Below are 13,462 nucleotides of genomic sequence, written 5' to 3' on the forward strand. Positions count from 1 at the left end.
GATGCTCGTATTATGGCAAAATAAAGAAAACAAAAAAGGAGTCGATTCCCATGAGTAGAACGATAGCGGATTCCATCGTGGAATCCCTTCTGAACGCCGGCGTGAAGCGAATTTACGGTATTATCGGCGATTCGCTTAATGCCTTGCTTGATGCGATCCGTCGTTCTGGCAAAATCGAATGGATCCATGTCCGCCACGAAGAGGTTGCAGCTTTCGCGGCGGGTGCGGATGCTGCCCTGAGCGGAGGAATCGCAGTATGTGCAGGTAGCAGTGGCCCCGGTAATCTGCATCTCATTAACGGATTATACGATTGCCATCGAAACCGGGTGCCCGTACTTGCGATTGCTGCTCATATACCGAGCAGTGAAATCGGCAGCGGCTTTTTTCAAGAGACCCGTCCGGACATGTTGTTTCAGGAATGCAGCTTTTTTTGTGAAGTCGTAACAGGACCGGGGCAAATGCCGCGAGCGGTTACGATGGCCATGCAGACCGCGACGGCAAGGTCGGGTGTTTCCGTCTTAGTGCTTCCGGGTGATGTAGCTGCTTTCGAACACGACGAAAGCCCCGTACCGGAACGCACGATTCATTCCGCGCGGCCAATTGTCTGCCCTTCCGCAGACGAGTTGAAGACGCTTGCCGACTACTTAAACAAAGGCAAGAAGATCACCCTGCTGTGCGGTGCCGGTTGCGCGGGAGCACATGCTTCGCTTATGAAGCTGTGCGAGAAACTACAATCCCCGATGGTCATAGCGCTGCGAGGAAAAGAATATCTGGAATATGACAATCCGTATTCTGTTGGATTAACTGGCCTTATCGGTTTTTCTTCCGGATATCACGCCATGATGGAATGCGATGTCTTACTCATGCTGGGTACCGATTTTCCCTATCGGCAATTTTATCCACATGAAGCAACCATCCTTCAGGTTGATTTGGATTCCTCCCGTCTAGGCCGGAGAACGACGCTAGCCTATGGAGTGTGCGGGGACGTGAAGACGACGGTCGACATGTTAATCCCCTTGTTAAACGAACCACACGCTCCTGATCATCTGCAGCACTTTGCTGCACATTATGCCAAAGTCCGCAAGGAACTGGACCATCTTGCAGCTCCGGGCAGAGCACCTATTCATCCGCAATTTCTCATGAAGGCAATCAGTGATCTCGCAGATGAGGATGCCGTTTTTACATGCGATGTTGGGACGCCGACTGTTTGGGCTGCCCGATATTTGAGTATGAATGGAAAAAGAAGGCTGCTAGGCTCGTTTAACCATGGGACCATGGCGAATGCGATGCCCCAGGCGATTGGGGCGCAGGTTGCGCAGCCAGGACGTCAGGTCATATCGCTGTCGGGGGACGGGGGACTCACGATGCTGCTCGGAGATCTATTGACTCTTCGCCAGCATAAACTCCCGATCAAGATCGTTGTCTTTAATAATGGCGCGCTTGCCTTCGTAGAATTGGAGATGAAAGCGGCCGGCTTTTTAGAATTTGGCACGGAACTCGACAATCCGAATTTTGCGACCCTTGCTCAAGCGATGGGAATCGAAGGAATTCGGGTCGAGGATCCGAATGACTTGGAAAGCGCCGTTCAGCGTGCGTTCGAACACAACGGTCCGGTATTGCTGGACGTCATCGTTAATCGTCAGGAGCTGGCTATGCCGCCGAAGATCAACTTCGAGCAGGCACGCGGATTTACGATGTGGATGCTGAAAGCCGTATTGAATGGACAAGGCAACGAAATCATCGAGCTGGCGAAAACGAATCTCCTTCGGTAAAATAGCCCCCATCTGATCTGTCAGATGGGGGCTATTTTAGTGCGAGAAGCACCTGGTTTATTTCATTAGGATAAATCTCCTATTTACAATCGACTCTAAGTCATTTATTATTGACTCAAAGTCAATGACTCTAAGTCAATTAAGTTTACTTTTAAATAAATAAAGCTGGAGGAAGATGTAATGAACAAAAAAGTTATTTTAATTACAGGCGCATCATCCGGTATTGGCAAAGAAACGGCCAAGAAACTACTGTCCGAAGGTCAAATTGTATATGCTGCAGCAAGAAGGCTCGATCAGATGCGGGACCTGCAGGAAGCAGGAGCGATTATCGTGCAGTTGGATATTTCGAAAGAGGAAGAGATCCGAGCTTGTATGGACAAAATCATCCGTGAGCAGGGAAGGATTGACGTACTATTCAATAACGCCGGATTCGGCCTTTATGGGAGTGTTGAGGAAGTTAGTCTCGATGATGCGCGATACCAGTTTGAGGTAAATCTATTCGGCCTTGCTAGAATGACCCAGCTTGTCGTGCCTTATATGAGGGAGCAGCGAAACGGGAAAATTATCAATACCTCTTCTGTAGGCGGGAAAATTTATACGCCGCTTGGCGCATGGTACCATGCGAGCAAACATGCGCTGGAAGGATGGTCCGATTGCTTGAGACTCGAACTGCAGCCGTTCGGGATCGATGTCATCATCCTTGAACCGGGGATTATTGAGACCTCATTCGGCGATGTGATGAGCGAACCGATGATGAGATATTCTGGCAACGGCCCATATAGGGAACTAGCAAAAAAGATCGCGAATACAACACGGAAATCTTATCAAGCCGGAGGAGGGTCACCAGCTGACTTAGTGGCGAATATCGTCGCGGAATCCATCGCAACAAGCAATCCCAAAATTCGATATGCCGTCGGTAAAATGGCAAAACCATTGATCATGCTGAGAAAATGGATCAGTGACAGGAATTTCGATAAGCTCATTATGAGTCAGATGAAATAAAACTAGCCTTGCTTACCAACACCCTGGTTCCGGTTTGAGGAATTGCTTAACTTGAAATCAAGGTATGGGTCTGCACCCTTGACAAGCTTCCTGGTATTCCTTACGATTGACTGCAAGTCAATAAAAGGTTTATCGATGGGGGTGTTTGAATGAGAAGAGCTATGACCGATAGTGCGAAAGCAGAGAAAGCCAAGTTTATTTTAGATACTGCACGCGAAATGTATCGGAATCGCAATTTTGATGAAATCAAAATGAGCGATATCGCGAAGGCGGCGAACGTTTCAAACGGGACTTTATTTTACTATTACAAGACGAAGGAAATCCTGTTTATGGAATTGTTGTTTCAAGAATACGTGAAGCGTTTTCAAAATTTTGCGAATATCCTTCTTCCCCATGAAGCAATGACATATGATGAATTCAAAACCTTTTTTCTGGACGAAATGGCAAGCATCCTTGATCAGAATTCCTACTTGATTCGGTTGAGTGCGATTAAGAATACGATCTTGGAAAAGAATATCGATCTGGAAACTGCGGTTAAAGATAGCACTGGGTTGTACGCGATATTGGAGAATATCGTAAGCTTATTGTCTGAACGAGTAAGTGTTTTGAACGCGGAAGCCTTCTATGAGCTGCTGTTGGCACAGAATGCCTTAATTGTAGGCTATGCCAATATGGCGAGTATGCCTGATGTGCTGCTTCAAGCGATTGATCAGCATGGTCTGGAAGGTTTCCAGATTAATTTCAAGAATCATGCATTGACTGCCATGGAATATTACCTTGTTGGTTTCTATGAAAGATTTAAATGACGGAAAATAAGGCTGCCGACGATTCGGTGGCCTTTTCTCGGCGGTTGTGAGTTATACGCAACTACCATGTATTTGCAGCGTCTATTTGTAGGGGAATATTTGTCCTGATTGCTCTTATTAGACGTAAACAAGGAGGCTGTACGACCATGTTGAAACTTTTTGAATATAACTGGCTAGTACGCAAAGATTGGTTTGACTGGTGTGATTCGGTAGCGGAAATAGAATTGCTGGAGAGACGCACAGGGGGACCTGGCAGTATTCTCTATACGTTGTTTCACATCATAGATGTCGAGCACAGTTGGATAAGCGTATTGCAAGGAAAGCCGGAGCCACAAGAGCCTCCTTTCCAGGACTATGCCAATGTGAAGAAGTTAAGAGAATATTCCGCACGCTGCCATGAGGAAATCGCTCCCTTCATCTACGCTTGGAACAGCAGTATGGAGACTCGTATTTTAGAGGACGGAAACCCAACAATCCAATCAGAGGGCTTCAAATTCGGGGAGATTATGCGACATGTCCTTGCCCATGAGATCCATCACGTCGGCCAATTGTCCGTATGGTCGCGAGAAATTGGCAAGCAGCCGATTAGTGCAAACGTAATTCGAAGAGGATTGTTCGATCATCACCAATAAGGCGAGATTTCCCGATTTATACACGATATGGATGGGTGGAGATGGTTAGGTATGAATCTTTTTAATAACTGCGTGGGGAAGAGACTAAATGCTTCTCTTCAATGGATGAATGAACCAGATGAATGGGCATTTTCTGAACAAAATTCACTTAGGATTACCGCGCCGCCTCGTGCAGACTTCTTTCATAACCCAACACTGGGAAGTAGAAAAAGTTCTGCTCCATTCCTGTATACGACAACAAATACAAATTTTATTATAACCACACGGGTTAGCGTAGACATACGTGACCGGAATGACTCCGGATGCCTTATGGTAATGGCAGATGAGAATAACTGGGCCAAGTTATGTTATGAGGATTTTAGAGGTCGACCCTCCATTATTAGTGTTGTAACGAAAGATATTTCAGATGATTCTATCGGTGACGATGTCGGGAATACAAACCCTTACTTAAGAGTATCTCGCTTTGAGAATTGTATAGCTTTTCATTATTCTCTTGATGGTAATGAATGGGCGTTAGTACGGTATTTTGGATTGAATAATATCCCTAGTTTGAAAGTCGGTGTAGTTGCCCAGAGTCCAGTTGGTGATGGATGTGTAGTGCAATTCGATTTCTTACACCTAATTCCTAATACAAATGTAGATGTAAGAAATATATAATAAATTAAACTTGAAAGTCGCATGTTATGCATGCGGCTTTTTGATTCTTTTCCGATCATTCAGAACACTCCCTCGTTTCTTCGTGCCTGAGAGTGTGGGAGCATATTACGCGGCAACGGCTCCCTATTCTCATTTAAGGGCAGCATAGATTAGTAACAGTTGTTATAATTACTTTTACAAAACCGGAAGGTGCAACCCTAATCTCATGTTAAAGGAGCTATTCTTGATGTATACACATCACCAAACGGCTATTGAAATGGTTACAAACAAACTCAAGGTTAAGGAAGAAATCCTGGCAATCATTGTAGGCGGCTCTGTTGCGCATGGTTTTGCAAAAGAAGATTCGGATATAGACCTTATGTTGGTCGTTTCGGATGAGAGTTATCGTTCGGCATTAGAAAGCGGGGATATTCATTATCATGAAACGGAGTCAACGCCTTATACTGGCGGCTATGTGGATGGAAAATATACCTCAGTTTCGTACATAAAAAAAGTAGCCGAATTTGGCAGCGAACCAGCTCGGTTTGCCTTCAAGGATGCAATAGTGAGTTATAGCGAAATAGTTGGCCTAGAAGAGTTGGTACAATCGGCATCATGCTATCCTATTGAGCGGAAAAACGAAACGATGGAAAAATTTCATGCTCAATTTGAAGGTTGGAGATGGATGTTCTATGAAGGTTTAAAAAAGAACGAGCCCTATGTGATAGAATTCTCAGTGACTAATTTCGTTTTATTTGCGGGGCGGCTCATTTTGGCCTATAACGAGGTTGTCTATCCTTATCATAAATGGTTTATGAGAGTGCTGGAAGGTGTTCATGACAAACCGAATGATCTTATTCTGATTATGAATAACGTGCTGACAAATAAATCGAAGGAAAGCGTCGAAGTGTTATATGAGTGTGTCGCACAATTCCATCAATGGCCTAAGTCAGAGAAGGGATGGCATGTTAGATTTATGCTTGATAGCGAACTGAACTAGATGACGGGACATGTACCCGTAGCTGATCTCTAATACCTTCATGCTCTTATAAGTATTTTGAAAAGCGTACTTCCCGAAGCTGTTCGCCCAGGGAGTACGCGATTTGTTATTTTTGGCGGGGACAATAAGCAGGGCTGCTCCATCCGAAAGGCTAGTTTAAGGATGTTGCCGCGCTTCCCCATTTAAGCAGACTGCTCCAATTTCGCGTATGCGGATCACGAACAGTTCCGTCCCAGTCGTACGCCCGATTAGTTCCCGGTATTCCGCTACTGCCGCATGTGGCAGAACCGCGAGAATGACGCCGGCGAAACCACCCCCGTGTACTCTGCAGGCACCATCGCCCAATTGGTTGATGAAACGTTCGGTAATGGCGAGTGTAAGCGCAATCCCCTGTTCACGTGACACCGATTCTTGGTAGATGTTCTGCAGCCATTTCCACGAGGAATTACCTGAAGCGGTAATATACTTCAGCACGGTCTGCCACTCGCCCGCCTTAATCGCCTCTGCCTGCTGCTCGACGCGGTCATTTTCATCCAGATAATGGAGCGCCCGCAGCACCGCACGATCTCCGGTAGTTTCGCGGAGTTCCGCAAGCCGGCCGTAGATCATCTCTGCCGTCAAATCACGGCATACCTCTACACCAAAGGCGTGTGCCACCGCCCGCATCTCGTTCGGAATCGATGCATAATCCTTCGTCAGGTCTGCATGGTTACCGCCGGTGCTGACGATGACAAGGCTGTAACCTGCTGCTTCAAAGGTGCCTGTAATACGTTCGATTTGAGGCTCGGCTGGATCCTTAAAGTCGATTGTGATCATACCACCGTGCGAACAAGCCATCTGGTCTAGCATGCCTGATGGCTTGTTCCAATACCTATTTTCTGCATACTTCCCAATGCGCGACATCATGACCGCATCCATCTCTCCATTGTTGTAGAAAGTACTTAGCATCTGGCAGATCAGAACTTCAAAAGATGCAGAGGAGCTGAGTCCTGACGCTGGAAGCACGTTACTGCTGACGTAAGCATGGAATCCGCCGATTCGGTACCCGTGCTGCTGGAAACCGCGTGCAATACCACGGATCAAAGCAGCCGTCCCTCCCTCGCCTGATTGAGGTTCTAGATCATCTAGATGGATGACTGACATACCTGGATATCCTTCGGAAATTACGGAAATCACTCCGGTGTCCACCGCTGCTGCAGCTGCAATCGTATCTAACTGAATACTAGCCGCAAGCACCTTTCCATTGTTATGGTCCGTATGATTGCCGCCTATCTCTGTGCGACCCGGAGCACTGAAGTATTTCAACGCCTCTATATGTCCATATTGCGCAAGGTATCCTCCCATACACCTCCGGTATCTGTCGATCTGTCCTTCTCGGTCTTGGCTGCTGCCGTACATCTGGTCTAGCATCTGTTGTGTCTGAGCCGAATTGAAAAGCTGTTCGAATTGATCGTTCATCTTGAATGTTCCTCCTGGTTCTAACTGTTTGAGTAGTAGTAGTTATCATGTCCAATGTACGTCGTAAATCCGTGTATCTATAAAGATTATATAAGATGATTCTAATGATTATAAGCTGCTAAATACCGACTCCTGGCACACTGAAAGCACGCTGTTAAGCGATCTTGGAAACTGTCTCTTTAAAGATTGTATCCATTTATGCGGTTGTAAGAAATAATGAAATCAGTTTTACCGCATGATGAAAACATAATCACATAAAGAGGTGCATCATGAAACGAAGATACGCAATATGCGGCGTCAGCAATCGAAGTGTGAAAATGTATATCGGTCCGATGTTACAAACCTTTTCGAAACACGCTGAAATTGTTGGATTGCTCGATGTCGACGCAAGACGGTTTGACGTATGTAAGTCCAAATATCCAGAGCTTTCCGACGTCCTGGAATACGGTGCGGATGAATTCGATAAGATGGTTGAACAAACGAAACCTGATGTGATTATTGTAACAGGGCGTGATGATACGCACGTGACGTATATCATTAGAGCGCTGGAACATGACCTGGATGTGTTGTCGGAAAAACCGATGGCGACGACAGGGGCGGATTGCCGGAGAATTATCGAAGCAGAGAAAAAAAGCAAAGGGAAAGTAACGGTTACTTTTAATTACCGATACGCCCCCATTCACAGTCGGATTAAAGAAATGGTATTGGAAGGAAAGGTTGGCAGAGTGACTTCCGTTGATTTGAACTGGTACATTGATACCTACCACGGAGCTAGCTATTTTAAACGATGGAACCGCTTACGCAAGCATTCCGGCGGGCTTTCTATTCATAAAAGCTCTCATCACTTCGATTTAGTCAATTGGTGGACAGGTCAGAAACCCTTGGAAGTGTTTGCTTATGGTGCGCTTAATTACTACGGCCAGGAGGGAGAGATGAACCCGAAGAAGGAGGACGGACGTTATTGCGGAACCTGTGTGGATAAACAGGATTGCCGTTATTTCATGCGCTGGTCTTCACGGAGTAAGCAAGTCCATGTGAAAGATGACCATGTTGACGTGGGTTCAGCAGATGTACAGCTGCCGTATAGCGGTTACCGGGCCGATGCTTGCATATTCGATTCGGAAATCAATATCGAGGATACGTATTCCGCTACCGTTAAATATGACGGCGGTGCACTGCTCTCGTACTCCGTTAATTTTTCCCTTCCTTACGAGGGATATAGGCTTGCCATTAATGGCACAAAAGGCCGCATCGAAACGATGGAATACCATTCTGCCAGCAGAGTGCCGTTCCCGGTTCCCACACAGACGATCGACTACTTCCCACTATTCGGCTCCAAGGAAACGATACATGTTGTTCATCGAGAGGGTGGACACGGTGGCGGCGACCCCGCGCTTTTGGAAGACATTTTTCTCGGTCCGGACCCGACTCGGTCCTATGACATATTGTCTGGTTCGATGGACGGGGCTTATTCCGTTGGGACTGGCGAAGCCGTTTGGATCTCCGTTAAGGAGAACCGCCCTGTTCGTATCGAGGATGTACTTACTTCGACTTAATACATGTGCAGCAGAAAGGAGGCGTTAGGCTTGAAGACAGATGTGACACTGAGGAAGACAACGGTTGGCAGGGGTCGCAGTGCAAGTCTTTTCTGGAGAAGAATTGTTAAAAGCCGTTATTTGTATATCATGGTTACACCGGGACTCCTCTATTTTGCTCTTTTTAAATATTGGCCCATGTGGGGGGTACTGATTGCTTTTAAGGACTACCTGCCCTTTCGCGGCTTTTGGAACAGCCCTTGGGTTGGCTTCAAGCACTTTGATCGCTTTTTCCACGATCCTGTGTTTTGGCTGCTGTTTAAAAACACCTTCGTGCTGGCGATCTACAATATTGTCTTTTTCTTTCCAATCCCGATTCTAATCGCGCTGATGCTCAACGAGCTGCGTTTGGAATGGTTTAAGCGCACCATACAGACGGCCATCTATATTCCGCATTTTGTATCCTGGGTCGTCGTAGTTGGAATGGCCTACACCTTTTTCTCATTGGAGAACGGGATCTTTACGAATATGCTCGTCCAAGCAGGAATGGAAAAGACCAATTTTCTAATGTCTAACACGTGGTTCCGTCCGATGATCATTCTGGAAGTGATTTGGAAGGAATCTGGTTGGGGGACGATCATCTTTCTGGCAGCGTTGTCAGGCGTTGATCCTACGCTATACGAAGCGGCTAAAATCGATGGGGCAGGACGCTTCAGACAAATGTGGCACATCACTGTGCCAGCAATTCGCAGTACAATCGTGATTTTGTTCATATTGAGGTTGGGTAATTTTCTGGATACTGGCTTTGAGCAAATCTTTCTCATGCTCAATTCGACCAATCGTGAGGTAGGGGAAGTGTTCGATACCTATGTCTACGTTAACGGCATTCAGCAGGGACAATTCAGTTTCAGTACAGCTGTTGGCTTATTCAAATCAATAGTAGGTTTATGTTTGGTGCTTGCGGCTAACCAAATTTCGAAGAAGTTCGGTGAGCAAGGTGTTTATTAAATTGGAAAGGAAGCTGCTGTCATGATTCGTCAATCACTGGGATCACGTATATTTGATACGGTCAATGTCGTCGTGTTACTTGCAATCGCTTTAATTACTTTGATTCCGTTCGTGTTTGTATTATCAGGCTCGCTAACGGCTTCTGAAGAACTGGTGCGTCGCGGTGTCGTCTTGATTCCAACCCAATTATCTCTCGATGGTTACAAATACATTTTTTCGACGAAAACGATCTTGTGGAGCTTGGGAGTAACGGTGTTTATTACGATTGCAGGCACGTTGATCAACTTATTTTTTACAACGCTAACCGCTTATCCGCTCGCGAGAAGTGAGTTTGTTGGAAGACGTCCGATCATGCTGCTCATTTTGTTCACCATGCTGTTCAGTGGAGGGATGATTCCAACGTTTCTGGTTGTGAAATCGCTTGGACTGCTAAACAGTTACGGGTCATTGCTTATTCCAGGCGCAATCAGTGCATTTAACCTGATCATTCTAAGGAATTTCTTTCAGCAACTGCCTGATGGGCTTGAGGAAGCGGCGAAAATCGACGGATGCAACGATTTTCAAATTTTGATCCGTATCGTGCTGCCACTCTCGCTTCCCGCAATGGCCACCTTTGCATTATTCTATGCTGTGGGCCACTGGAACACGTTTTTCAATGCGATTCTTTACATCAATGATACGACGAAATGGCCGATTCAAGTATGGCTTCGTCAAATCGTCATTTTATCGCAAGGAGGGATTGGGGACTCACAACAGATGGGAAGCGATTATGTAGCGCCTCCCGGTGAAGTGATTAAGATGGCGGTTATCGTCGTATCGACCGTGCCGATCCTGCTCGTTTATCCGTTTCTGCAAAAGCATTTTGCCAAAGGGGTTTTGCTCGGTTCTGTGAAAGGTTAGGCGCACATTAGGCTGCTGATTACGGACCGTCTATCTATGTTATAACTAGGAGGCCATCATGAAAATTAAGAATATCACTTGTTACAAGCAAACGATGGGATTGTTTTATGTAAAGGTAGAAACAGATGAAGGCGTTTACGGTTTCGGAGAATCGAGCCCAATGCGTCCGGATGTGCTCATGCAGATCATGAACACGGTGATCAAGCCGCTGGTCATTGGTATGGACCCGTTTCAAACGGAGCTGATCGAAGAGGTGGTTCTGCGGAGAAATTACAAAATTTCAGGTCAACTGCTGGCCTCGGCATACAGCGGTCTCGAAATTGCCCTATGGGATCTCAAGGGTCGCTATTTGAACCAGCCCGTGTATAATTTAATCGGAGGTCTTTATCGTGACCACATTCCGCTTTATGCATCCAGTATGAGCCGCGATCTAACCCATGCGGAAGAAGCGGATAAAATTCGCGATGCGATCAACCGTCTTAAGGTCAAAGCTGTCAAAATCAAGGTAGGACCTCGTTTCGGAACAGGGCTCCCGGTTGATTTAAACGATGATGTGCTCAAGGTCAAGGCCGCTAGAGAAGCGATCGGTCCAGATTGCAAGCTGATGATCGACGGTAACAGCTCTTACACTTACATTCAGGCTGTACAGTTATTCGACCGTATTAAGGAATACAACATACATCATTTCGAAGAGCCTTGTCCATATTACGATGTGGACACTTATGTGAAGCTGGCTAATACCTTACCGGTTCCCATTCATGTTGGGGAGCAGGATTGGAATATCTTCACTTTCCGTGATTTTATTAGCAAGGGTGCTTGTCATTTGTATGCAGCCGATCCTGTCAAATGCGGGGGGATATCCAGCGCGAAGCGTGCTGCTGCTTTATGTCGCGCATTCGGTATTCACTATGTGCCGCACAATACCACCAAGGGCATCGGCTTCGCTGCAGCCATTCATTTGGCAGCCAGTTCGCCGGAATGCAGCAGCTTTTATGAATACAATATCGAATCAAACAGTACCAGAGAGCGTTATTTGAAACAGCCTTTCGAAGTGAAAGATGGACATGTTCTGGTACCGCATGGACCAGGATTAGGCATTGAATTAGATGAAGAGCTTATGGAAGCAACGCTTGAGGTTATTCGTTAATTGTTTAATAGGTTTTGGCTATTCATAGTTCGTCATTAGGGGGCTAACGTATCCATGAAAACGAATCTTTTACTTAAGCAGGGACTGCTCGTTACAGCAGCATTATCGATGATTCTCGCTTCGGCATGCTCCAATGGCCAGGAATCCAAACCAGGTACGGCGGAAACCACGAAACCCGTGGAACTTACAATGATGAACCTGTATTTGACACCAGAGCCTCCAAAAATGGACAGCGAGGCGATGAAACTACTTCAGGAGTACACGAATACGAAATTGAACATCACTTGGGTGCCCAGCGCAAGCTACAGTGAGAAGGTTACAGCCTCAATCGCTGTTGCCGGAGATCTGCCAAAGCTTCTTCTCGTGAAGGATGACCGGAACCCTGCAATTATCGAAGCTGCACGAGCAGGCCTATTCTGGGAACTGGGGCCTTATCTGAAAGACTATCCGAATCTGAAAACGATGGATGCTACACGTCTAACCAATACGTCAATTGACGGTAAAGTGTACAGCATTTTCCGATGGAGACCAATAGCGCGCAACGGTGTTATTATTCGCAAAGACTGGTTGGATAATTTGGGCCTTCAGGAACCAAAAACTCTCAACGACCTGGTGAATGTTCTCAAAGCTTTTACCTATAATGACCCAGATAAAAATGGTAAAAATGACACGTACGGCATCTCATTTGATTCCAGCAGCGCGCAAATTTTTCACCTCCTGGCTATGATGGGCGCTCCGAATACGTGGGAATACAAAGATGGTAAAATGTCGCCGGACTTCATGACGGCGCCTTATATGGATACGATGAAATTACTGCAACAGATGTTCAAGGACAAATTGTTTAACAGTGACTTCCCGGTAGTCAAAGACCGAACTGTCTTGGTGAATCAAGGCAAAGCCGGCGTATATATTGGGGCCTATGATGATTTGAACTCCCGGTTCACCGACTTGTTCAAATCGAATCCAAATGCTAAATTGGATACCGTTGCTAGTTTGAGCGGCCCCGGCGGTATGAAAGTGCAGGGAGGTACCGGCTACAACAGTGTATTTATGATCCCGAAAACTAGCGTAAAAACCGAAGCTGAACTCAAACAAGTTCTTACTTATATCGATAAACTCGGTGACGAGAAGGTACAGAACCTCATGACGTGGGGGATTGAAGGCAAGCACTACAAGGTGGAGAATGGCCAAGCGGTTCGAATTGATGAGAAAGTATTCACCGATGAAGTCTATAATAATCTATTCCAGTTATCGGTATTCGATGGAAGTAAAGCGCTTCCGGGCAAGCTGGACCCGAGCGTCGATAAGTATAACAAGCTTATTCAGAACAATGAGAAATTAGCTGTTGCGAACCCGGCCTTGCCGCTTCTGTCCAAAACCTATATGGAAAAAGGAAAACAGTTGGATCAGGTCATTACAGACGCCAGAACGAAATTCATCTTGGGTGAATTGGACGAAAAGGGCTTTCAACAAGCCGTTGTGAACTGGCAAAAGCTAGGCGGAGACCAAGTCATGTCCGAGTACAAAACCGAGTATGAAAAAACAGTAAAAAATTAAAGAGTGCGA

General features: G+C 46.1%; 12 protein-coding genes. 11 read left to right on the forward strand and 1 reads right to left on the reverse strand.

What is annotated here, in order from left to right; all coding sequences use genetic code 11:
* Positions 1-50 precede the first annotated feature (50 nt).
* The 6 genes from poxB (at position 51) to GQF01_RS01630 (ending at position 5,848) form a co-directional block, all read left to right on the forward strand.
* On the forward strand, positions 51-1,772 hold the full coding sequence (gene poxB / locus GQF01_RS01605; RefSeq protein ID WP_161405098.1) for a ubiquinone-dependent pyruvate dehydrogenase: 1,722 nt from the start codon (positions 51-53) through the stop codon (positions 1,770-1,772).
* A gap of 180 nt (positions 1,773-1,952) precedes the next feature.
* A complete protein-coding gene (locus GQF01_RS01610; RefSeq protein ID WP_161405100.1) occupies positions 1,953-2,774 on the forward strand; it encodes an oxidoreductase in 822 nt (273 codons plus the stop codon).
* Between the two features lie 149 nt (positions 2,775-2,923).
* Positions 2,924-3,580, forward strand: coding sequence for a TetR family transcriptional regulator (locus tag GQF01_RS01615; protein WP_161405102.1), 657 nt, complete (start codon positions 2,924-2,926; stop codon positions 3,578-3,580).
* A gap of 146 nt (positions 3,581-3,726) precedes the next feature.
* The gene (locus GQF01_RS01620) at positions 3,727-4,212 is read left to right on the forward strand and encodes a DinB family protein (RefSeq protein ID WP_161405104.1); all 486 of its coding nucleotides are present in this window, start codon (positions 3,727-3,729) and stop codon (positions 4,210-4,212) included.
* A gap of 51 nt (positions 4,213-4,263) precedes the next feature.
* The gene (locus tag GQF01_RS01625; protein ID WP_161405106.1) at positions 4,264-4,869 is read left to right on the forward strand and encodes a DUF1349 domain-containing protein; all 606 of its coding nucleotides are present in this window, start codon (positions 4,264-4,266) and stop codon (positions 4,867-4,869) included.
* 226 nt (positions 4,870-5,095) lie between these two features.
* Positions 5,096-5,848: a nucleotidyltransferase domain-containing protein gene (locus tag GQF01_RS01630; protein WP_161405108.1), complete on the forward strand. Its 753-nt coding sequence runs from the start codon at positions 5,096-5,098 to the stop codon at positions 5,846-5,848.
* Between the two features lie 156 nt (positions 5,849-6,004).
* Here GQF01_RS01630 and GQF01_RS01635 read toward each other — a convergent pair whose 3' ends face one another.
* Entirely contained in the window at positions 6,005-7,306 is a 1,302-nt protein-coding gene (locus tag GQF01_RS01635; protein ID WP_161405110.1) for a galactokinase, read from the reverse strand.
* Between the two features lie 269 nt (positions 7,307-7,575).
* Here GQF01_RS01635 and GQF01_RS01640 point away from each other — a divergent pair, with 269 nt between their 5' ends.
* The 5 genes from GQF01_RS01640 to GQF01_RS01660 all read left to right on the forward strand — a co-directional run bounded on the left by GQF01_RS01640 (position 7,576) and on the right by GQF01_RS01660 (position 13,453).
* Positions 7,576-8,862: a Gfo/Idh/MocA family protein gene (locus tag GQF01_RS01640; protein ID WP_202555974.1), complete on the forward strand. Its 1,287-nt coding sequence runs from the start codon at positions 7,576-7,578 to the stop codon at positions 8,860-8,862.
* A gap of 129 nt (positions 8,863-8,991) precedes the next feature.
* The gene (locus GQF01_RS01645) at positions 8,992-9,849 is read left to right on the forward strand and encodes an ABC transporter permease (protein ID WP_161405195.1); all 858 of its coding nucleotides are present in this window, start codon (positions 8,992-8,994) and stop codon (positions 9,847-9,849) included.
* 21 nt (positions 9,850-9,870) lie between these two features.
* Positions 9,871-10,749, forward strand: a complete 879-nt coding sequence (locus GQF01_RS01650) for a carbohydrate ABC transporter permease (RefSeq protein WP_161405111.1) — start codon at positions 9,871-9,873, stop codon at positions 10,747-10,749.
* Between the two features lie 58 nt (positions 10,750-10,807).
* On the forward strand, positions 10,808-11,896 hold the full coding sequence (locus tag GQF01_RS01655; protein ID WP_161405113.1) for a mandelate racemase/muconate lactonizing enzyme family protein: 1,089 nt from the start codon (positions 10,808-10,810) through the stop codon (positions 11,894-11,896).
* A gap of 54 nt (positions 11,897-11,950) precedes the next feature.
* The gene (locus GQF01_RS01660) at positions 11,951-13,453 is read left to right on the forward strand and encodes an extracellular solute-binding protein (protein WP_161405115.1); all 1,503 of its coding nucleotides are present in this window, start codon (positions 11,951-11,953) and stop codon (positions 13,451-13,453) included.
* Positions 13,454-13,462 lie beyond the last annotated feature (9 nt).

The sequence above is a fragment of the Paenibacillus silvestris genome (genome assembly GCF_009882985.1).
Lineage (GTDB): Bacteria > Bacillota > Bacilli > Paenibacillales > NBRC-103111 > Paenibacillus_E > Paenibacillus_E silvestris.

Excerpts from the sequence above, each read along its gene's own strand:
- poxB (WP_161405098.1), top strand. The coding sequence starts at position 51 with ATGAGTAGAACGATAGCGGATTCCATCGTGGAATCCCTTCTGAACGCC.
- GQF01_RS01610 (WP_161405100.1), top strand. The coding sequence starts at position 1,953 with ATGAACAAAAAAGTTATTTTAATTACAGGCGCATCATCCGGTATTGGC.
- GQF01_RS01615 (WP_161405102.1), top strand. The coding sequence starts at position 2,924 with ATGAGAAGAGCTATGACCGATAGTGCGAAAGCAGAGAAAGCCAAGTTT.
- GQF01_RS01620 (WP_161405104.1), top strand. The coding sequence starts at position 3,727 with ATGTTGAAACTTTTTGAATATAACTGGCTAGTACGCAAAGATTGGTTT.
- GQF01_RS01625 (WP_161405106.1), top strand. The coding sequence starts at position 4,264 with ATGAATCTTTTTAATAACTGCGTGGGGAAGAGACTAAATGCTTCTCTT.
- GQF01_RS01630 (WP_161405108.1), top strand. The coding sequence starts at position 5,096 with ATGTATACACATCACCAAACGGCTATTGAAATGGTTACAAACAAACTC.
- GQF01_RS01635 (WP_161405110.1), bottom strand. The coding sequence starts at position 7,306 with ATGAACGATCAATTCGAACAGCTTTTCAATTCGGCTCAGACACAACAG.
- GQF01_RS01640 (WP_202555974.1), top strand. The coding sequence starts at position 7,576 with ATGAAACGAAGATACGCAATATGCGGCGTCAGCAATCGAAGTGTGAAA.
- GQF01_RS01645 (WP_161405195.1), top strand. The coding sequence starts at position 8,992 with ATGGTTACACCGGGACTCCTCTATTTTGCTCTTTTTAAATATTGGCCC.
- GQF01_RS01650 (WP_161405111.1), top strand. The coding sequence starts at position 9,871 with ATGATTCGTCAATCACTGGGATCACGTATATTTGATACGGTCAATGTC.
- GQF01_RS01655 (WP_161405113.1), top strand. The coding sequence starts at position 10,808 with ATGAAAATTAAGAATATCACTTGTTACAAGCAAACGATGGGATTGTTT.
- GQF01_RS01660 (WP_161405115.1), top strand. The coding sequence starts at position 11,951 with ATGAAAACGAATCTTTTACTTAAGCAGGGACTGCTCGTTACAGCAGCA.